The sequence below is a fragment of the Kribbella sp. NPDC051587 genome, assembly GCF_044453945.1.
Taxonomy (GTDB): domain Bacteria; phylum Actinomycetota; class Actinomycetes; order Propionibacteriales; family Kribbellaceae; genus Kribbella.
Window position 1 is genome coordinate 61019 of sequence record NZ_JBITDE010000009.1, and the last position, 18626, is coordinate 79644.

At 66.0% G+C, this 18626-nt stretch carries 21 protein-coding genes; 11 read left to right on the forward strand and 10 right to left on the reverse strand.

The genetic code is table 11. The features are described 5' to 3' along the window. Positions 1-298 precede the first annotated feature (298 nt). The 4 genes from ACIA49_RS28205 to ACIA49_RS28220 all read left to right on the forward strand — a co-directional run bounded on the left by ACIA49_RS28205 (position 299) and on the right by ACIA49_RS28220 (position 2954). On the forward strand, positions 299-1108 hold the full coding sequence (locus ACIA49_RS28205; RefSeq protein WP_396380382.1) for a hypothetical protein: 810 nt from the start codon (positions 299-301) through the stop codon (positions 1106-1108). Positions 1109-1126: 18 nt separating this feature from the next. Next, on the forward strand, positions 1127-1468 hold the full coding sequence (locus tag ACIA49_RS28210; RefSeq protein WP_396380384.1) for a hypothetical protein: 342 nt from the start codon (positions 1127-1129) through the stop codon (positions 1466-1468). 112 nt (positions 1469-1580) lie between these two features. Next, positions 1581-1886: a hypothetical protein gene (locus ACIA49_RS28215; protein ID WP_396380385.1), complete on the forward strand. Its 306-nt coding sequence runs from the start codon at positions 1581-1583 to the stop codon at positions 1884-1886. 465 nt (positions 1887-2351) lie between these two features. Beyond that, a complete protein-coding gene (locus ACIA49_RS28220; RefSeq protein ID WP_396380386.1) occupies positions 2352-2954 on the forward strand; it encodes a DUF642 domain-containing protein in 603 nt (200 codons plus the stop codon). Positions 2955-3055: 101 nt separating this feature from the next. On the opposite strand, the gene ACIA49_RS28225 is transcribed toward ACIA49_RS28220, so the two are convergent. From ACIA49_RS28225 to ACIA49_RS28240, 4 genes are all read right to left on the reverse strand, one after another. Next, the gene (locus tag ACIA49_RS28225; RefSeq protein ID WP_396380388.1) at positions 3056-3484 is read right to left on the reverse strand and encodes a hypothetical protein; all 429 of its coding nucleotides are present in this window, start codon (positions 3482-3484) and stop codon (positions 3056-3058) included. A 19-nt stretch (positions 3485-3503) separates the two neighbouring features. Further along, positions 3504-3812 (reverse strand): hypothetical protein, encoded by a 309-nt coding sequence (locus ACIA49_RS28230; RefSeq protein ID WP_396380389.1) that lies wholly within the window; start codon positions 3810-3812, stop codon positions 3504-3506. Then, a complete protein-coding gene (locus ACIA49_RS28235) occupies positions 3797-4468 on the reverse strand; it encodes an alpha/beta fold hydrolase (RefSeq protein WP_396380391.1) in 672 nt (223 codons plus the stop codon). Before ACIA49_RS28235 ends, ACIA49_RS28230 begins: the two co-directional genes overlap by 16 nt. A gap of 78 nt (positions 4469-4546) precedes the next feature. Then, positions 4547-5419, reverse strand: coding sequence for a pentapeptide repeat-containing protein (locus ACIA49_RS28240; RefSeq protein WP_396380392.1), 873 nt, complete (start codon positions 5417-5419; stop codon positions 4547-4549). Between the two features lie 92 nt (positions 5420-5511). On the opposite strand from ACIA49_RS28240, the gene ACIA49_RS28245 reads away from it, so the two are divergent. Then, the gene (locus ACIA49_RS28245; RefSeq protein WP_396380394.1) at positions 5512-5874 is read left to right on the forward strand and encodes a MerR family transcriptional regulator; all 363 of its coding nucleotides are present in this window, start codon (positions 5512-5514) and stop codon (positions 5872-5874) included. A 3-nt stretch (positions 5875-5877) separates the two neighbouring features. Here the strand turns inward: ACIA49_RS28245 and ACIA49_RS28250 are convergent, their stop codons facing one another. Together ACIA49_RS28250 and ACIA49_RS28255 are read right to left on the reverse strand one after the other, a co-directional pair. Next, positions 5878-6825: an aldo/keto reductase gene (locus tag ACIA49_RS28250; RefSeq protein WP_396380395.1), complete on the reverse strand. Its 948-nt coding sequence runs from the start codon at positions 6823-6825 to the stop codon at positions 5878-5880. A 52-nt stretch (positions 6826-6877) separates the two neighbouring features. Beyond that, a complete protein-coding gene (locus ACIA49_RS28255) occupies positions 6878-7894 on the reverse strand; it encodes a hypothetical protein (protein WP_396380397.1) in 1017 nt (338 codons plus the stop codon). Positions 7895-8002: 108 nt separating this feature from the next. On the opposite strand from ACIA49_RS28255, the gene ACIA49_RS28260 reads away from it, so the two are divergent. From ACIA49_RS28260 to ACIA49_RS28270, 3 genes are all read left to right on the forward strand, one after another. Further along, on the forward strand, positions 8003-8320 hold the full coding sequence (locus tag ACIA49_RS28260) for a hypothetical protein (protein ID WP_396380398.1): 318 nt from the start codon (positions 8003-8005) through the stop codon (positions 8318-8320). A 147-nt stretch (positions 8321-8467) separates the two neighbouring features. Continuing rightward, the gene (locus tag ACIA49_RS28265; RefSeq protein ID WP_396380400.1) at positions 8468-8845 is read left to right on the forward strand and encodes a hypothetical protein; all 378 of its coding nucleotides are present in this window, start codon (positions 8468-8470) and stop codon (positions 8843-8845) included. 44 nt (positions 8846-8889) lie between these two features. Then, a complete protein-coding gene (locus tag ACIA49_RS28270) occupies positions 8890-10878 on the forward strand; it encodes a hypothetical protein (RefSeq protein WP_396380401.1) in 1989 nt (662 codons plus the stop codon). Here the strand turns inward: ACIA49_RS28270 and ACIA49_RS28275 are convergent. The 4 genes from ACIA49_RS28275 to ACIA49_RS28290 all read right to left on the reverse strand — a co-directional run bounded on the left by ACIA49_RS28275 (position 10865) and on the right by ACIA49_RS28290 (position 14351). Next, positions 10865-11773: a hypothetical protein gene (locus ACIA49_RS28275; protein ID WP_396380402.1), complete on the reverse strand. Its 909-nt coding sequence runs from the start codon at positions 11771-11773 to the stop codon at positions 10865-10867. The genes ACIA49_RS28270 and ACIA49_RS28275 overlap by 14 nt on opposite strands. A gap of 251 nt (positions 11774-12024) precedes the next feature. Beyond that, positions 12025-12423, reverse strand: a complete 399-nt coding sequence (locus ACIA49_RS28280; RefSeq protein ID WP_396380404.1) for a PH domain-containing protein — start codon at positions 12421-12423, stop codon at positions 12025-12027. A gap of 67 nt (positions 12424-12490) precedes the next feature. Continuing rightward, positions 12491-12952 carry a hypothetical protein gene (locus ACIA49_RS28285; protein ID WP_396380406.1) on the reverse strand — a complete coding sequence of 154 codons (462 nt, stop codon included), beginning with the start codon at positions 12950-12952 and terminating at the stop codon, positions 12491-12493. 160 nt (positions 12953-13112) lie between these two features. Further along, positions 13113-14351: an ROK family transcriptional regulator gene (locus tag ACIA49_RS28290; RefSeq protein ID WP_396380408.1), complete on the reverse strand. Its 1239-nt coding sequence runs from the start codon at positions 14349-14351 to the stop codon at positions 13113-13115. A gap of 120 nt (positions 14352-14471) precedes the next feature. Between ACIA49_RS28290 and mmsA the strand changes: the two genes are divergently transcribed. The 3 genes from mmsA (at position 14472) to ACIA49_RS28305 (ending at position 18520) form a co-directional block, all read left to right on the forward strand. Then, a complete protein-coding gene (gene mmsA / locus ACIA49_RS28295) occupies positions 14472-16028 on the forward strand; it encodes a multiple monosaccharide ABC transporter ATP-binding protein (RefSeq protein ID WP_396380410.1) in 1557 nt (518 codons plus the stop codon). Continuing rightward, positions 16028-17326 carry a multiple monosaccharide ABC transporter permease gene (gene mmsB / locus ACIA49_RS28300; protein ID WP_396380412.1) on the forward strand — a complete coding sequence of 433 codons (1299 nt, stop codon included), beginning with the start codon at positions 16028-16030 and terminating at the stop codon, positions 17324-17326. Before mmsA ends, mmsB begins: the two co-directional genes overlap by 1 nt. Before the next feature lie 93 nt (positions 17327-17419). Beyond that, positions 17420-18520, forward strand: coding sequence for a substrate-binding domain-containing protein (locus ACIA49_RS28305; RefSeq protein ID WP_396380413.1), 1101 nt, complete (start codon positions 17420-17422; stop codon positions 18518-18520). Positions 18521-18626 lie beyond the last annotated feature (106 nt).

The window sequence follows — 18626 nt, forward strand, 5'->3', positions numbered from 1 at the left end:
ATCCGGCGATGAGGCCAGCTCGGAAAATGAAGACGGTACCCGTGGTCGCGATCGGAGGACACAGACGCTCGATAACGAGGCACAAGAAGACTGGGCTGAGCCCGAGACCGCTGATGTGTCCGAAACAGCGATACAGAACGGCGACCCTGCCAGCCCAGACAGATCCCTGCCTCCCGTCGAGCAATCCCAACGGCACTCGTCAACCGACAGCGACGGGACCGAAGAGACGGGACCGGAAAACACTGGCGTAGACGATGACCCAGGTCGAGCAGACAGGAGCGCCGATCCAACCGCTGCCATGGCTCTGGACTCCGATGTTAAAGGCGACTCGCTCAAGATACGGCTCGACCGGTGGGATGCTGCTCAATTGAATCTTTCCCGTCCAGCGTCCCCTGATACTGCCGACTCGCCTACGGATGCCAAGGATGTCGATCAGAGGAGCGTCGATAAGGCGAATGCAGTTGCCTACGTCGCGGCCAATAAGGAACAGCGCCCGTGGCTCGCGCCTGTATCCGACTGTGAGCCGGAGGTTCAAAGCGTCTACGCGTCGTTGGATCAAGGCGCCGGTCATGCGCACATCCGGCACGGACCAATGGGCGACGACAAGATGTACGCCGATCGAGTTGCGCGTCTCGAAGATCCGGCACAATCAGATCCTGAGTTGCGGGCGCAGAGCGCGGATGGATTCCGAGCGTCAGATCTGCACTACTGTGCGGAGTTCGCGACGAGAGTGCACGACGCCAGGGCGTTCGCTGCCGTTGTCGTCGTGCTGAGTGAAGAACCTAAGGTGCGGCAAGCGCTCGAAACCGGCTGGAACGACGTTCAACCCCACCCGATCGTGATTCCGATCGCGGACGTTCTCGGACCGAATGGACACGAATATTGCTCGGGCTTTCGCTTGAAGGGGGACTGGCCTCAGTCGAAGTTAGAGCGCAAACAATGGGCTCGGGCGCGCGCCGCCGGCCAGGATCTTGGCGACCTTCCCGAGCCCCGGGCCGAGCGGATCCCGACATTTGAGGACGGTCATTTCGTGGTCCAGTTCAAGAGGAATGATTCGGCGCGGCGCTACGAGATAAATACCATCTTCGCTGAACCTGCTCAACAGTAGATTATGAAGGGAGTTCTTGTGTCTAAGTCGAGAATGTACTGGTTGGAGGATGATGCGGTCCCCTTCGCGACCTTTCTCCAGATCATTCAGACCTACTACCACCCCGAGGTCCGCCACGATAATTTTGCCGAGCTGGTGCAGTTGGCACGTCAAGATGGCGGTGGTGACAAGATGGCGGCCTTCAAGCAGGAGCTTGCCCAACTTGTCAGCGGAGGGCGTGAGGGACTCCGTCCGAACGCCATCGGCATCGCGTCGGGCTACGACGATTGGGCAACCGACGAAGAGTTCCTGGCCTGGCTTTGGAATGAGTTGTATCCCAGCGAGCCAGTGCCGTCGTCCGCAGCGGATAAGTCGAACTGAGCTGCATCGAGCGAGCTAGGCGGCCTGTCGTCTGAATCGCAGTGCGCGTGCAAGGGATGTTCATGTCCTTCGGCTCGATGGTGGTGCTGGACCCTGTCTAGAATCCCTGGCTATGAACGTTGATCCAGTCGACTTGGAACCGGTCGACTGCTCTAAAGCCGCTCAGAATGCTGGTGAGTGTCTTGGCTGGACGGGGACGATTGGCACTCATCCCATAGCGGCCACCGTCTCCAGTGCCCTGTTGCTCGACAATGCGGTAGGTGCGCGCAAGTTCTACGAGAAGCATCAAGAAGAGGTCGATCCTGCGACCAGGATCCTCATCGAACGAGCTCTGGATCTGGAGCCGCTCGAAGGGGCGGCCGCAGCTGCGCGGATCCTTAGCTCGCTTGTCTACCCCTCGCTGGAACGATTGACCTAGCCCGCCTCAGCCTGTGGGGAATGCGAGTACGTGGAATAGGCCTAAGAGTGATGCGACGCCGATGATTTCGCCGTCGTCAATGCGTGCGCGCCAGATCTGCCAGAGCGTGGAATACGGCCCTCCGTTCGCTGCCATGGCACTACTTGAGGCGCCGGTTTGCGCGCCGAGCCACACCGCTAGCCCATGACGGCGGGCAGTTGGCGGATGAACGCCGGCCACGAGTGGTCGATGGCGGGCGGTAGCCCCGCTGGGCCGGGCGGTAGTCCGGAGGGGGCTGAGGGTGGGCGGGGGCGTGCGTAGCGGGAGTGACGAAGGAACGACTGCGTAGCGTGCGGGGGAAGGGACTGCATTGTGTCGGGGGTTGGGGATGGTGGGAGTGAGGGGTGGGGGTTTGGTGGGTACGGTCCGGGTGGGCGCCGGGGACGGTGACGGGAGACGGGTCTGCTGCCTGGGGAGGGCTTTGCTATGCCGAGAGTTCGTCGTGTGGCTTTGGTTGTGGCGTTGTCTGTTTGGCTGGTTGGGGTGAGTGCTTGGCCGGCGGCGGCTACGGCGGGGTTTGTTAATGGGTTTGAGAGTCCGCGGTTGACGGTTGAGTTCCAGGATTACGTTGCTGGGCAGCAGTTTGATGGGTGGACGGTGACGTCGGGGAGCGTTGATCTGACTACCGACTGGACTGATGCTGAGGGGCGGCAGTCGCTGGACCTGAACGGGTCTAATGACGGTGCGGTTGCTCGGACTCTGCCTGCGCAGCTGCTGACGACGTACAAGGTCACGTTTGCTGTGGCAGGGAACCCGGAGGGGCCGCCGGCGGTGAAGAGCGGCAAGGTTGCGGTTAACGGGCAGGAGGTTGATGCCTTTACGTTCAGCATTGCTGGGAAGAACAACGGCAACATGGGGTGGGTGTATCGCAGCTTCTACTTCACGAACTTGCTGTCGTCGACTGCGGTTCTGCAGTTTGCTGGTACGACGGGGACTGCGTGGGGAGCTGTTGTCGACGACGTGAAGGTGGAGAGTTGTCTGCTGATTCTCTGCCCGTCCGGAGCAGCGGCGGCCAACCGAATTCGGTGATCAGGGGTGCGGCCGTGCGCCACCGGGCGATAGCCCGCTGGGCCGGGCGGTAGCCCGGGGGAACCTGAGGGTGGGCGGGTGCGGGCGTAGCTGACGTTCATTCACTGAACATCTGGTGGTCTGAGGTGGAACTGGTCGTCGTGTTCGTCCAGGGCTACGAGCCTGGTGGTGCCGTCGGGGTGGGTCAGGGTCCAGAGGCCTGGGGGCTCTTGGTCGCCGGTAAGGATGTTGGTGGTGAAGGTGACGGCTAGTCGATGGGTGAACTTTTGGCGGCCGACTCGGGTGGCGGCTGTGGCGTTGAGGCCGAGGCTGAAGCCCATGGCGAAGTCGCCGGTGACGGTCCACCAGGTGCAGAAGACTGCGAAGAGTTGCTCCTCGGGTACGTCGGCCAGGGTGGTCGCGACGTTGTCTTGGTGAGCGACGAAGAGCTCTTGTTCGGGGGTACCGAAACACGTCAGGAGGAAGGTCCTCAGGTCTGCTTCGGGGATGAGGCGGGTGGAGAGTCCGTCGTACCCGGTCGCTGCTGTCACTTGTGCAGGGTATGACGAGCTAGGTCTCTGGGTCTGGTTCGCGGCGCAGGGCGAGGGCGGATGCGGTGATGTTCAGTACGACGCCTGTTGCGAAGAGCGCGCCGGCGCTCTTCAGGTGCTGTGGGGCACGGTCTTTCGCGGCGGCCTTTTCTGCGTAGGTGGTGGTGCCTCCGCCTGAGCGGACGCAGACGTCGCCCGGCTTCATCTTGCTGCCGCCGCACATGTCGCCGGAGAGGGCGGTGCCGCAGGAGACGACGAACCAAATGCTGCCGATGATAGCCGCGGTCCCGCTGAGGAATCTGAGGAGCCGGATCATGAGGGCAGCCATTCGGTTGCTTGGGCGGCGATGAGGTGGGCTAGTTCAGTGGGGGTGTCGTGGGCGATGAGGTGGCTTGCGGTGGGGATCTGGGCGACTGTGAGGGTGGGGTTGGTCGCGCGGAAGCGGGTGACGTCGGTGTCGGTGAGTGGGGAGTCTGGGCCGGCTTGGACGAGGAGGACGGGTAGGTCGGGGGTGGGGATTGTCGTTGGCTGGTTGAGGATGTCGTCGACCAGCTCGGCGTGTTCGTGCGCTAGGCCACGGTCGTTGAGCCAGGTGCGGACGCGGGCTGAGTCGGGAATCGGTACGACGTCGACGAGGATCAGGCCGGCCACGTCCCGGGCTGTGTAGGGGTCGGCGAGAGCAGCCAGGGCCGCTAGGCCGCCGAGGGAGGCGCCGACCACGACCAGGGGTGGCGGCTCGTGCCAGATCATTGCCGTGACGTCGTCGGCGAATGCCTGAAGGGTGGTTGCTTGGCCGGCGCTGGCGCCGTGGCCGCGGAGGTCGTAGGCAACGGTGCGCAGGTTGCGCTCGTTCAGTACGGCGGCAACGGGGGTCCACACGCTGCGCTGTTCACCACCGGCGTGGAGGAGCAAAACCGTCGGGCCGGAACCGGACGCCGTACCGCGTAGTTGCACGTCTCCACGGGGGAGGACGACTTCCCGCATATCACAACTCCACTACCTTGGCTGATCAAGGTAACAAAAGTACAAGGATTTACCTTGACTAGTCAAGGTTGTGGAGAACTACCTGGCGGTCACTCGGGCACCTTGAGCGCCGGTGAAGTCGCCGCGCACCGGATTGATGATGCGCGCGTTGGTGAGGTCTGCACCCTTGAAGGTCGTGCCGTCGAGGAAGGTGCGGTTGAGAGTGGCGTACGCCAGGTCGGCACCGTTGAAGTTGGCGTTGTAGGCGAAGGTGTTCACCAGCACTGCCTTGACCATGCCGGCGTCGGTGAAGTTGGCCAGCGGCAGGAGGTGAAGGACAGGTTCGCACTGAGGAGATGGGCGGTGGTCAGATTCGCCCGGGAACATGGTCGCGCCGGTGAGGTCGGCGCCCTCGAGTTCGGCGCCGACAAGGTAGGCGTCGCTGAGGTCGGCGCCGAAGAGTTTGGTGTAGCTCAGATCGATCTTGCGACCGCCGTCGTGGTTGTGATCGCGGCGGACGATCACGGTGAGAGCCGCTTGAAGGTCTGCGGGCGCGGCGGGTAGAAGCCGTTCGGCGGTCACCTTGGTGATGGCGGGCGGGCGGCCTCGGGTGGCGCTGTGGACGCGGATGTACGTCTGCAGGACGTCCATGATGGCCGGCTGATCGGGTGGCGAGTCGCGCATGATGCGTTCCAGGGCGTAGATCCCGCCGACCCGTACGTCGAGGGCGGGGCTGCCCAGCTGCTCGACGGCCCGGCCGTAGCGTTCGGTGGTCTGGCCCTGCTCGGCGAGCCGGAGTTGCTGTCGGCTGGCCTCTACCGAGTCCCGGGTGTAGATCAGGGCGTATCCGGTCGCGGCTGAACTTCCGAGGGCTGCCAGCGCGGTGATCGCGGTGACGATCAGGGTGAAGTTCTGAATCCGATCGGGCCGCTCCTTCTTCTTGCCGCCCTCGCCCGTCGATTCCTCGCTCATGCGGTTGTCCCCCTCCACACGTCGAGTATCGACCGCCCCGTCCGCGGTGGCGACGACACGCCGCCGACTCCGGTACGACGTACGCTCGGGTCATGACGCAGACGTATTCGCCTGGTGAGGCCGCGGAGATGACTGGGTTGAGCTTGGACACCTTGCGGTACTACGAACGCGAGGAGCTCATCGGGCCGATCGAGCGCTTGCCGGGTGGGCGACGGGTGTTCAGTGAGGGCGACCTGGCGTGGATCGGGGTGGTGACGTGTCTGCGTGAGGCTGGGTTGGGGATCTCTGATCTGCAACGGTTTACGGGCCTGTTGCGGTCGACCGGGGACCCGGCGTCGCGCGTGGAGTTCTTGCGCGAGCGCCGGGTTGCGCTGATCGAGCACATGACGCGGATGGAAGCCGCGCTCGGTGTTCTGGATGACAAGATCGCTCACTACAGCGCGCTTGAGGGATAGGCCCTACCAGGGGCGGTCGAGCTCCGTGCGGAGGTCAGTTCCGAGGTCCAGGCGGGCGCCTTCGATTGCGGCAGCGAGCTGCTCACGACGGCTGGCTCCGATGATCGGGCGGATCGGCGGAGTGCCGCCGCAGAGCCAGGCGACGACGACGGTGCTGCGGCTGACGCCGAGTTCGGCGGCCACCTTGCTGAGGGTTTCCAGGCGGCGGGTGGTGCCGGGGTGGTCGAAGGCCTGGTGGATCGGGCGGTCCTCGCGCTCGTAGCTGCCCGACATCAGTGGGGTGTAGGCCCAGAGGTCCCAGGCCGGCTGGTTCTCGACGTAGTCGAGGGTCTCATCGGTGACCCAGCCGAAGCGGTGGTCGTGGACGTGGCCGCGGACGAACGGGCGCGGCTGAAGGTAGGAGTAGCGCGACTGGATGGCGGTCGGCTCGACAACGCCCAGGTTGGCGGCGAGGCCGCGGGCGCGCTCGACGCGCCAGAGAGCCCAGTTCGACAGGCCGACCCGGCCGATCGTGCCCGCCGCGTGGTGCCGGCCGAAGGCAGCGATTGTCTCGTCCATCGGGGTGTTGCGGTCGTCGCGGTGTGCCCAGTACAGGTCGATGTGGTCGATGCCCATCCGGCGCAGCGAGGTCTCGACCGCGGCGTCGATGGCCGCCGTACCGAGGCCCTCGGTTTGCTCAGGGAAGCCGTCGACGACCAGGGGCTCCCAGCCGACCTTGGTGGCGATACGGACCTTCTCCCGTACGCCGGGCCGCTGCGCGAGCCACCGGCCGAGCAGCTCCTCGCTCTGACCGCCGAAGCCGCTCTCCGACTGCCAGAACGCATAGCAGTCCGCCGTGTCGATCCACACGCCACCCTCGGCGACGTACTGGTCGAGGAGGGCGAACGACGTCTTCTCGTCGATCCGGGTCCCGAATTCCATCGCGCCCAAGGCAAGGTTGATTTCGCTCATGACCATGAGCGTTCCTCCTGGAGCGCGCTCCAGGTCAAGTCAGCAGGTCAACTCAGGTGCCGCGGATGGTGAAGGGCTTGGTGGTGCCGGCGACCTTGTCGAAGCAGGTGGGGAGGTAGACGCGGTAGGGGATGTTGCCCTTGTACGACGGTTGCGCGGTGAGGGTGAACCGGCCGCTCACCCGGACCGTGCTGGAGCCGACCGCGCGCCACGCGGAGGCGCCGTACAGGCGTTGAAGGATGACCTGGCAGTTGGTTCCTTGGACGACCGAGCCGTTCACCGGGACGATGGTGCCGACCGGGGCGCTCGTCTTTGACGGCGCCGCGGTGATGTCCGCGGGGCGTTTGACGCGGGTCTCGAGGTAGGCGATCTTGGTGGGCTTGCCGGGGATCTCGAGGCAGCTGGTGTAGTCGCCGTACCGGTTGGCCGGGAAGGCGCGGGTGAAGTTGCCGCTGGTGTCGGTCAGGACGGATTCGCCGGGGCTGTTCTCGAGACAGCGTTCCTCGAAACCGAAGAGCAGCTTGAGCTTGGTTCCGTACGGCTTGCCGGTCTGCGAGTCGAGGACGGTGTACCGGACCGTCCACGGCTTGTCGTACGGCACCACCTTCGGCGTCAGCAGCGACACGACCTTGGGGATGTGGACGCCGCTCACGGTCAGCTTGGGCAGATTCGCCACTGGGACCGGATTGCTGGCGGGTTCGCCGGCGACGAACTCGTAGGCGTCCACCGTGGTCGCTTCGAGGGTTCCGTTGGTTGTGGACGGCACGTTGACGGTGCCCTTCCACACGCCAGGCGTGCCGTCGCCTTCGATCAGTGGCAGCGGCATCGACGAGATCTCGGTCAGCGGACCGGTACCGCCGGTCCGCTTGAACTGGACGAAGAGGTCCTTGGTGAACGAGAGATTGCTGTAGGAGCCCTCGACCGTGACGGTGACGGGCACGGTGTTCAGCGAGGAGACCGCAACGCTGCTGCGGCTCAGGGTGACGGTCACGGGCGGGTCCGCGGCGTGCGCGGTCGGCGCGCCACTCAGCGTCAGGCCGGCCACCAGCAGTGCAACGAGGGTCCGCATGCACCTCAGTCTGCTGATTCGACAGTCGACCGCGCTACCGCCATGCCGTGGAAATGCACGATCAGGCGAGAGAGGTAGACCAGTTAAATCCCTGAAATGTCACCAGAAATGACGGCAGGATCGAGGGATGAGCATGCATTCTGTCTTTCCGACCCGGGTTCGTACGGCGCGTTGCTGCGTGAGCTGTCCAGCCTCGAGGAGATCTGTACGGCGGTCAACAACCTCGTCCTGCACTATCGCGCCGAGGCCCACCTGATGCGCGAGGATCGTCGGGACGAGATCAACGCGCGCTGGATCGGCGCCATTCTGGAGATCAATCAGGCGCGGCATCCGCGCCCGCTGCTCGCTCCGCGACCACCTGGCGACCGGGTCGCGGGGTGCTGCCGTGATCACGCCCTGCTGGCGGTCGCAGCCCTTCGTGAGTAGGGGATTCCGGCGCGAACCCGGGTCGGCTTCACCTTCGCCCCGGACTTCCGCGGTGACCACGTCGTCGCCGAATGGTGGAACGGAACGCGCTGGCAGCGGCTCGATCCCGAACTCCAGCCGGGCAGCTGGGCGTTCGACGTCCGCGACATGGAGACCGGTGCGGGAGCGCCGTTCGAGACCGCCGCGGAGGTCTGGACCGGGTATCGCGCCGGCCGACTCGATGCTGCCATGTACGGCGTTGCTCCCGGTTCGGAGTTGTCCGGTCCGGGCTTCATCCGGATGTACGTGATCATGGAGGCTCTGCACCGGATCGGCCACGAAGCGTTGCTGTGGGACGACGTTGCGATGGGGATCACGGATGCCGATGCGGACGAAATCGCTCGGCTGCTGTTGGCCGCGGACGCTGGTGATGCGGCGGCCGATGAGCGCCTGGAACGGGATCCGCGGCTGCGCTACGGACCTACGGTCACCCAGCATTCGCCGTACGGGAATCCACCGGTGACGATCGAGCTGTGGCCGGTTTAGGTCAGGAGCGTTGAGAGAACAACCGGTCCGGGAGAATGACCGCCATGTTCGGGAGTCCGGCGCAGTGGGCGAATACTGCGGCGGCGGATGCGCTGGTCGAGCGCATTCCGGATCCTTTGGTGGCCGTGCGCATTCTACTTTCGATGGCGGCCGGCCGTGGAGAATTGCTGCAGCGTGCAGCGGTGAAGGCCGCGTCGGTCAAGCATGTGGTGGATCGCGGGCTGGCTGGCATCGCCGTCGTACAGGCTGCTGTTGCTGCTGGGCAGACCGAGGTTGCGTTCGGGCTCATGGCCGCGGTGGATCACGACTTGGCGCTGCACCTCAGGGAGGTGTGTGCTGTCGAGCTGGCTCGGCGGGGTGAGCTCCGGCAGGCGTGGGAGGCGGTTGAGGCTCTTCCTCCGGTACGGCGGGATCGCGCGGCTGCTGCGGTGAGCGCGGAACAGGCCCGGCGTGATCCCGAGTTGGCGCGCGATCTGGCTGAGCGGGTTGCCGGGGCTTCGGCGCGGGTCTCGGTATTGCTTGCTGGTGGGTTGGTGGATGAGGCGTTGGCGGTGCCGCTGGACGAGATAGATGCCGTAGGCATCGAAAAGGCGGACGTCGCGCGGACCGAGCTGGTTGCTGCTCTAGCGAGGCGAGGCGATTTTGAGCAAGCGATCGAATTGATCCGATCGATCTCCGGGCGGCGGCGTCGGTATCTCGCGCGCTGGGTTGCCGCGAGGTCGGCGTTGCCGGTGGCGGGAGCACTGCAGTTGTTGGCGACCTTCAGCGAGTGGGAGCAAAGCCGGTGCATCGCGGATCTCGTGGAGCGGGCCGAGAGCGTCGACGCCGCGCTGACCATCGCAGACGCGGCCCCGAGACGTCCCGAGGTGCTGCGAAAGCTTGCAGTGTCACTGGCCGGGCGCGGGGCGGTGGCTGCGGCGATCGAGCTGATGGACGAGTTCGAACCGGACGTCGCCGTCACCCTCCGAGTGGCTGAGGCCGTCGATCGGGAGACGGCGATCGCGATGATCACCGATCCGGCGGTCTGTACGCCGTACAGCTGGGAGAACCCGGCAGACCGGTACCACGTCGTACCGGGTGCGCGTGCTGCGGCGGCGCATGGCGAGCTGGCGCACGTGCTTGCGGCGGTCGAGACCGCGCGGGCGTGGGACAGAGGCGACGTACTGCGAAAGGCTGGGCTAACCGCTGCGGTTCATGGACATCCGCGTACGGCGCTGGCGTTGGCGGGGCGACTCGACAGTGAGCGGGATCGGCAGCATCAGACAGGTGTGGTGCTCGGCGCGACTGCGGCACGAGGCGATCTGTCGGAGGCGCTGGCGTTGCTGGGTGAGTACGTCCCGCGAGAGGACCAGGCGGATGCGCTCGCGGTGATTGGCCGAGCGCTGGTCCGGGCTGGCCGGGTGCCGACTCCTGAACTCGGGGCGATGGCTTCGCATGCGCTGGTGATGGCTGCGGCGGTTGGCGGACAGCTCAGTGCGGCTCTCGCCATGGCCAGTGGGATTGCCGGCGAGCAGGCGGCGCGGAAGTTCGGTCACTCGGCTGCTGTGCATCGGCGCGACCTCGTGATCGACATCTGTTGTGCGTTGGCCGCTGTTGGCGCGTTCGAGCGCGTGATCGAGGCCGCATCATCGTTGCCACCGAAGTATCGGGACATCGCGCTCCGGTTGGCGGGACGGACCGCCGTACGGCATGGGCATCTTGAAGGTGGGACGAAGCTGTGGTGGCTGATCGGTGGGCCGCGAGGGAACGATGCGGTCGAGGTGGCGGTTGTACATCTCGCCGCGGGGGTGGCTATGGCCGACACCGTTGGCGACGACGAGTACCGCAGCCGTGAACGCGCGTACCGGGACATCGCCGTACTGGCTGCTTATCGCGGCCTGCTCCCCGAGGCTGCTGCCGTGGTCGCGCGCATCGAGCCCGCCGAGTGGGCGCTCGCCTCGGCCTGGCGAAACATCACCGGCCACCTCAACGCCGAGCAACGCCGTACGTTCGCCGACGCCTACCTGACCGCCCGCGCTGCTACTCGTAGGTGACCAGTTCTGGGCGGGGGCGGATGGCGAGGACTTGGGATGGGGTCATGAGGGGGCCGTGGCGGGTGTCTTCGTCGTAGAAGAGCTTGAAGCCGGTGTGGATTCCTTGCGGCAGGCCGGTGATCAGGCGGTTGTAGGTGTCGAGTTTGTCGGTACGGGCGCCGATGCCGTCCACCGACTTCACGGTGACGATGCCTGGATGGGTCCGGAGCGCGGCCTCGTTGCGCACGATCGGTTTGCTGAGCTGGTGGAAGACGAAGAGCTTCTCCGGCAGGCGGTTCGTGGTGACCAGCGTGGAGAGGTAGGCGGCGATGCTGTTCAGCTCGGCGCCGGAGGTTCGGCCGAAGACGCGACCGGGCACCTGGCCGGGACCGACCTCCCACTCCGGGTCCAGCGCGAGCCCGACGTCAGGCTGCTTCAGCCACTGCTCGAGTCGGCGGATCTCGGTGAGCGGTTTCGCCTGACCGGGCTGGACGCCGAGGACCAGCAACATCTTGTGCTTGCGCGCGACGGCGAGATAGCGGTCGATCTGCGGGGAGGCGATGCGGGACCGGTACTTGCCGTCCCGACCAGCCGAGCCCTGCGCCAAGACCACGATCAGCTCCATGACGGGCAGCGCACGACGATCCTTCGAGTACGACGTCGCCGTCTGCTCGAGTCGTTGGGCGCGCTCGTCGAGATCGGCGTCGAGCGGACCCAGCGCAGGTGATCCCGGGGCGCCGACGAAGGCGACCAGTTGGTGGCCGGGGAAGATCCGACGACCACCGCGCGGCAACTGCAGCTCAACCGCCTTCGGCGAGGGCTTCGGACTACTCGCGACCGCCGATGGCTGAGCCTTCGGGGCCGACGGGGCCGGCGCGGTGTCGGCACAGCCCACGAGCACCAACAGACACGACACAGCCAGCACAGCTCGCCGGGATTTCCGCATACCCGCCTTTACCAGGAGTCTCCGACTACAGAATGTGATCAATAGCCCGCAGACCCGGGGTGACCCTTGTGGTCAGCGCGGCGGAGGGTGACTATTGGAGTCGGCCGCGCGTGCTGGTAGATGCAACACGCGCGGCCTGGTGATCTGCTACCTCGCGAGGCTTCAGGATCACGTACGCCCCCGGTGCCCCCCTGCCCAACTTCCACTCGCTTTTCCGCGAGTCAAAAGTTGGCGGCGGCCCGCCAGCGCTCGACGACCTCGTCCATCGGTGGCACCGGAAGCTTCACGATCTCGCCCCCGCGCTTCTCCACCACCAGCCGGCCGCCCCACGGCGCCTGCGCGTCCGGCCGGACCTCGGCGACATCGGGCCAACCGATCCGAGTGTCCGAGAACGCCCGGACAACCCGGACTCCCTCCGGACTCGTCTCGACCCGCGAGCGACCCGCCTCCAGTGCCAAGAACGCGCCGCCCAGGCCGATCGCCAACGCCAGGACGCCCTGCAGCAACGTGCCATCTGCGAACGCGAACCCAGCCAGGCAGGCCCCCGCCACCGTCTGCGCGATCGCCAGCACCAACCGAGCCTGCCGTCGCGGCGGCCACCACACCTCACGGTTCTCCATTCGCAGCCGGTACCCGCGATCATTCGGAGAACCAAAACGTCGTACTAGGGTCTGAAACAGTGTTTTATCAGTTCTGGATCAAGAGAGAACCGATGTGGTAGGTCCCGCTGGCCGGGGTGTACAGGCGCGTGCGGAGCAGCGCCTGCGGGCAGCAGGACTGCTTGAGAGTGGTCTGTACGTCGTACTTCGCGTGGCCCGTGGTGAAGACGCGGGTGACGGTGACGACCCACTCGTACGTGCCCTTCTCGAGGTCGATGGGACGCTCCAGTGCGCCAGTCATGCCGGTCATCACGAGCTGCCATTTGTAGCTGCCCTTGGCCAGGTCGATCGATCGGGACCAGCTCGCCGTCGATCCGACCGGTGCGTCGATGGACAGGTAGATATCGCGGGACAGCTCGGCGGTCCCGGTGGGGGCCATCACCGCGCTCGCCCGAGCGGCGGTCGCCGGTGCTGGAGCGGCCGACGCCTGGCCGGTCAGGATCGTGGTCAGGACGGCAAGTGACGCCGTCAGGGTCATAATTTTTCGCATGGCGATCTCCTCCGAAGGTGGCGAGCCCTGCTGCCGCGAGGCAGCGAGCACTGAGGTCCGGAGGCTATGAAGCGGCGATGGAAACTCGATGACTTAGCGATGAAACGCGAGCTGGGGACGGGCTCGTCGAGGACGGGGTCGAGAAGGACTGACGGCGCCGTCAGTCCGAGAGCAGTGCGGAGAGCTGTGGGGAGTAGGCGCGGTGCAGGACGAGGGCTGCGCCGCCTACGGCGGCGGCGTCGGCGCCTAGGGGCGAGAGGACTACCTCGACCTCGCGGATGGTTCTGGACATCACTCGGTTGGCGACTGCGCGGGCGGCGGCGTCGGTGTAGCGCTGGCCGAGTTCGCGGATGCTGGGTCCGCCGAGGATGACGAGGTCGACATCGGTCACGTTGATGACGTTGACGACCGCGGTCGCGACGTAGTCGGCGGCTTGGGCCAGGACGCTGGCGGCCAGTGGATCGCCGGCTGCCGCGGCGGCGTCGATGGCCTGCAGGTTGACCGACTCGGGGACCGCGCGGAACCGTCGGTCCAGTGAGCTCGCGCTGCCGGCCGTCAGCCTGCGGTGGGTTTCGGAGACGATGGCGGCTGGACGGGCCACGGTCTCCAGGCAGCCCCGGTTGCCGCAGGAGCACGGGAGTCCGTCCTGGACGACGGACATGTGGCCGAACTCAGCGGCGTTGCCGGAGCCGCCGCGGTAGACCTGCTGGTTGAGGATCAGGCCGCCGCCGATGCCGGTACCGAAGAAGAAGTAGGCGAAGTTCGCGACCCCGCGGCCGGATCCGGCCCAGCGCTCGCCGACCGCCGCGGCGGACGCGTCGTTGTCCAGCGTGACCTCGATACCGGTGGCCTCGCTCAGCAGGCGGGCGATCGGAACCCGTCCCCAGTGCGAAAGCTGGGCCGGCGACACCACGACGCCGTCCTTCAGATCAAGCGGTCCCGGGGTCGCGAGACCGAGGCCGAGGACGCTGTCGGGGGAGACCTCGGCGGCCCTGAGAACGTCCTGGACCAGGCTTGCCATCGACTCGATGACCTCGGTCGGGTCTGCCGTGGGCGGAATCTGCCTACGCTGAGTGACCAGCGGCTGACCGAGCAGATCGACGACGACGCAGGTGAGCTCGGCCGGATCGAAATGGAGGCCGATGGCCCGGCCGGCGTCGGCGTTGATCCGCAGAATGGTCCGGGGCTTGCCGGAGCTGTACTCCCGGCTGGCGCCGTCCTCGCGGACGATGCCCTCGTCGATCAGCCGCCGGACGATCCCGGAAACCGCTTGCGGGGTAAGACCGGTGTGCTGCGCGATCTCCTGCCGGGTGACGCCGTCGGCACGCTGGATCCGCTCCAGCACCACGGCCTGGTTGTAGCGCCCGACTTTGGGGAGATTCGTGCCTGCTTGACGCACCCGTTGACCCTCCAGATCACTGATCGACGCCAGTCTCCCTCAGACCGTTGACTAAGTAAATCAATTGGATTTACAGTCCAGCTCACAGGCAGTGATCGACAGGACTTGCGGGGATCAGTGATGCCAATGCCAGACCGGGACGCTCCGGTTCTGCTCGAAATGCGCTCAATCACCAAGACCTTTCCTGGTGTGAAGGCTCTCGCCGACGTCAACCTGGTGGTGCACGAGGGCGAGATCCACGCGATTTGCGGGGAGAACGGCGCCGGGAAGTCGACGCTGATGAAGGTGCTCAGCGGCGTGTATCCGTACGGTGACTACAGCGGTGAGATCCGTTATCGAGGTGTTGAGGCGCGGTTCGCCGACATCCGGGCCAGCGAGCACGCCGGCATCGTGATCATCCACCAGGAGCTCGCGCTGATCCCGGGGATGTCGATCACCGAGAACATCTTCCTCGGCAACGAGCCGCGCACGGGTCTGGCCATCGACTGGAAGACCGCGCAGCGCCGGGCGCTGGAACTGATGAAGCTGGTGGGCCTCAAGGAGGACCCCGACACGCTCATCAAGGACATCGGCGTCGGCAAGCAGCAGCTCATCGAGATCGCCAAGGCGTTCGCGAAGGACGTCAAGCTGCTGATCCTCGACGAGCCGACCGCCGCGCTCAACGAGTCCGACTCCCAGCAGCTGCTCGACCTGCTGCGCGAGTTCAAGACCCAGGGCATCACCTCGATCATCATTTCGCACAAGCTGAACGAGATCGAGGCGGTCGCCGACTCGATCACGATCCTGCGCGACGGCAAGACGATCGAGACCCTCGACGTCAAGGCCGACGGGGTGAACGAGGACCGGATCGTGCGCGGCATGGTCGGCCGCGACATGAGCAGCCGGTTCCCCGACTACACGCCGAACATCGGCGAGGTCTTCTTCGAGGTCCGCGACTGGACGGTGCGACACCCGATCGCCACCGACCGGCTGGTGACCAAGCACGCCAACTTCTCCGTACGGCGAGGAGAGGTGGTCGGGTTCGCCGGCCTGATGGGTGCCGGCCGGACCGAACTCGCGATGAGCCTGTTCGGCCGGTCCTACGGCACCTGGCTGGGCGGCCAGGTCTTCAAGGACGGCCGCGAGATCCAGCTGCGGACGGTGTCGGAGGCCATCGAGAACGGCCTGGCCTACGTCAGCGAGGACCGCAAGGCGATCGGTCTCAACCTCCTCGACGACATCAAGACCTCGATCGTGGCGGCCAAGCCGGCCAAGGTCGCGCATCACGGGGTCATCGACGAGGTGGCCGAGCACCAGGCCGCCGAGGACTACCGCCAGGAGCTCCGGATCAAGACACCGTCGGTCGACGAGGGCGTCGCCAAGCTGTCCGGCGGCAATCAGCAGAAGGTCGTGCTGGCCAAGTGGATGTTCAGCGACCCGGACCTGCTGATCCTCGACGAGCCGACCCGCGGGATCGATGTCGGCGCCAAGTTCGAGATCTACGGGATCATTCACAAACTGGCCGAACAGGGCAAGGGTGTCGTGGTGATCTCCTCGGAACTGCCGGAGCTGATCGGCCTGTGCGACCGGATCTACACCGTGTTCGAAGGCACGATTACCGGTGAGGTCGGGCGCGCGGACGCCGACCCCGAACGCCTGATGAAGCAGATGACCACTACGAAGAAGATGCCGGTGTGATGAGCGGATTCCAAGACCTCAAGAAGAACCTCTTCGGAGGAACGACCACTGTCGGCCGCCAGTTCGGCATGATCTTCACCCTGGTGGCGATCGTCCTGCTGTTCGAGGTGCTGACCGACGGGCTCACGCTGACGTCGGGCAACCTGATCGCGGTCGTCAGTCAGTACTCCTACATCCTGATCCTCGCGATCGGGATGCTGATGGTGATCGTTGCCGGACACATCGACCTGTCGGTCGGGTCGGTGGCCGCGTTCACCGGGATCGTGGTGGCCAAGTCGATCGCGCACTTCGACCTGCCCTGGCCGCTGGGGATCGTGCTGGGCCTGGTGGTCGGCGCGCTCATCGGTGCCTGGCAGGGCTTCTGGGTCGCGTACATCGGCGTACCGGCGTTCATCGTGACCCTGGCCGGCATGCTGCTGTTCCGCGGTGGCAACCAGTTCATCGGTAACGCCGACACGGTTCCGGTCCCGGAGGGCTTCCGCTACATCGGCGCTGGTTACCTGCCCGAGGTCGGACCCAGCACGGGGTACAACAACCTGACGCTGGTCCTCGGCCTGATCGGGTGTCTCGCGGTGGCGTGGCGGGAGTGGCGCTCCCGCCGTACCCGTCAGGAGATGGGCGCCGAGCCCGCTCCGCTGTGGATCTCCGGTGTCCGGCTCGTCGTGATGGTCGGCGTCATCGTCTTCGCCACGCTGCGGTTCGCCGGTGGCCGGGTCGGCACCAGCCTGCCGATCTCGGGCATCATCCTGATCGGTCTGGTGCTGATCTACTCCTTCTACACACGCAACACGGTCTCCGGCCGGCGGATCTACGCGGTCGGCGGCAACGCCCGGGCCGCCGAGCTGTCCGGTGTGAAGCTGCAGCGGGTCAACTTCTTCGTGATGACCAACATGGGCATCCTCGCCGCCCTGGCCGGCATGATCTTCGTCGCGCGGTCCGCCGCCTCCGGCCCGCAGGACGGGCTGAGCTGGGAGCTCGACGCGATCGCCGCCGTCTTCATCGGTGGCGCGGCGGTCTCGGGTGGTCTGGGCACGGTCAGCGGCTCCATCGTCGGTGGTCTGGTGATGGCGCTGCTCAACAACGGCCTGCAGTTGATGGGTGTCGGCGTCGACCTGGTCCAGATGATCAAGGGCCTGGTCCTGCTGCTCGCCGTCGCGCTCGACGTCTACAACAAGAGCCAGGGACGGTTCTCGATCGTCGACTCGCTCACCCGCCCGTTCCGGCGCGAGGCGGCTCCGGCCGCGGCCGCGCCCGCCGACGTACCGCGACCGAGCGACAAGACGCCCGCAGCTCGCTGAATCATCCGAACGCCCGCGAAGTTATCCAGACGCCCGCGAAAGCGGACACTCCCGCCGACCAGGTGCGGCGGGAGCCCACGAAAGGTATCCACGATGTACAAGCTCCTCACCAAGGCGGTCGCGGTCGGTGCCGTCGCCGTACTCGCGCTCAGCGCCTGCGGCAACAACCGCGAAGGCGAAGACACCGGCGCCGCGCCGGCCAAGGGCTTCGCGGCCGACTCCCTGATCGGCGTCGCGCTGCCGTCGAAGACCTCGGAGAACTGGGTCCTGGCCGGTGACCTGTTCACCAACGGGGTCAAGGAAGCGGGCTTCAAGTCCGACGTCCAGTACGCCGGTGCGTCGACGACCGTCGCCGACCAGCAGGGCCAGATCTCGACCATGGTCACCAAGGGTGCGAAGGTCATCGTGATCGGCGCCACCGACGCGGCGCAGCTGTCGACCCAGGTGAAGCAGGCCAAGGAGGCCGGTGCGGTCGTCATCGCCTACGACCGCCTGATCACCAACACCCCGGACCTCGACTACTACATCGCGTTCGACAACTTCAAGGTCGGCCAGCTGCAGGGCCAGGCCCTGCTCGACGGCATGAAGGCCAAGAAGCCGAACGGCCCGTGGACCATCGAGCTGTTCTCGGGTTCGCCCGACGACAACAACTCCGCGGTCTTCTTCAACGGTGCGATGGACGTCCTGAAGCCGCTGATCGACAAGGGTGACGTGGTCGTCGGCTCCGGCCAGAAGGACATCAAGCAGACCGCCATCCAGGGCTGGAAGGCCGAAGGCGCCCAGCAGCGGATGGACTCGCTGCTGACCTCGACCTACACCAGCGGCAAGACTCTCGACGGCGTCCTGTCCCCGAACGACACCCTCGCCCGCGCCATCCTGACCTCGGTCAAGGGCGCCGGCAAGCCGACCCCGGTCGTCACCGGTCAGGACTCCGAGGTCGAGTCGGTCAAGTCGATCATGGCCGGCCAGCAGTACTCCACCATCAACAAGGACACCCGCAAGCTGGTGACCGAGACCATCAACATGGTCAAGGCCCTGCAGACCGGCGGTACCCCGCAGGTCAACGACACCAAGACCTACAACAACGGTGTCAAGGTCGTCCCGTCCTTCCTGCTGCCCCCGGTCATCGTCACCAAGGCCAACGCAGCCGAGGCCTACGCGAACGACCCCAAGCTCGCGCCCCTCACCAAGTAACACCCCCGCGGCCGCCGCATCCCTCACTCCGAGGGGTGCGGCGGCTGCGTCGTTGTTGCCCCTTGTGGCAGCGGATTTCGGTCCCGACCGGTAGACCGGAGCCGGT

Coding starts and splice junctions, on each gene's coding strand:
- ACIA49_RS28205 (WP_396380382.1), top strand. CDS start 299: ATGGCTCTGGACTCCGATGTTAAAGGCGACTCGCTCAAGATACGGCTC.
- ACIA49_RS28215 (WP_396380385.1), top strand. CDS start 1,581: ATGAACGTTGATCCAGTCGACTTGGAACCGGTCGACTGCTCTAAAGCC.
- ACIA49_RS28220 (WP_396380386.1), top strand. CDS start 2,352: ATGCCGAGAGTTCGTCGTGTGGCTTTGGTTGTGGCGTTGTCTGTTTGG.
- ACIA49_RS28230 (WP_396380389.1), bottom strand. CDS start 3,812: ATGGCTGCCCTCATGATCCGGCTCCTCAGATTCCTCAGCGGGACCGCG.
- ACIA49_RS28235 (WP_396380391.1), bottom strand. CDS start 4,468: ATGCGGGAAGTCGTCCTCCCCCGTGGAGACGTGCAACTACGCGGTACG.
- ACIA49_RS28240 (WP_396380392.1), bottom strand. CDS start 5,419: ATGAGCGAGGAATCGACGGGCGAGGGCGGCAAGAAGAAGGAGCGGCCC.
- ACIA49_RS28245 (WP_396380394.1), top strand. CDS start 5,512: ATGACGCAGACGTATTCGCCTGGTGAGGCCGCGGAGATGACTGGGTTG.
- ACIA49_RS28250 (WP_396380395.1), bottom strand. CDS start 6,825: ATGAGCGAAATCAACCTTGCCTTGGGCGCGATGGAATTCGGGACCCGG.
- ACIA49_RS28255 (WP_396380397.1), bottom strand. CDS start 7,894: ATGCGGACCCTCGTTGCACTGCTGGTGGCCGGCCTGACGCTGAGTGGC.
- ACIA49_RS28260 (WP_396380398.1), top strand. CDS start 8,003: ATGACGGCAGGATCGAGGGATGAGCATGCATTCTGTCTTTCCGACCCG.
- ACIA49_RS28265 (WP_396380400.1), top strand. CDS start 8,468: ATGGAGACCGGTGCGGGAGCGCCGTTCGAGACCGCCGCGGAGGTCTGG.
- ACIA49_RS28270 (WP_396380401.1), top strand. CDS start 8,890: ATGTTCGGGAGTCCGGCGCAGTGGGCGAATACTGCGGCGGCGGATGCG.
- ACIA49_RS28280 (WP_396380404.1), bottom strand. CDS start 12,423: ATGGAGAACCGTGAGGTGTGGTGGCCGCCGCGACGGCAGGCTCGGTTG.
- ACIA49_RS28285 (WP_396380406.1), bottom strand. CDS start 12,952: ATGCGAAAAATTATGACCCTGACGGCGTCACTTGCCGTCCTGACCACG.
- mmsA (WP_396380410.1), top strand. CDS start 14,472: ATGCCAATGCCAGACCGGGACGCTCCGGTTCTGCTCGAAATGCGCTCA.
- mmsB (WP_396380412.1), top strand. CDS start 16,028: ATGAGCGGATTCCAAGACCTCAAGAAGAACCTCTTCGGAGGAACGACC.
- ACIA49_RS28305 (WP_396380413.1), top strand. CDS start 17,420: ATGTACAAGCTCCTCACCAAGGCGGTCGCGGTCGGTGCCGTCGCCGTA.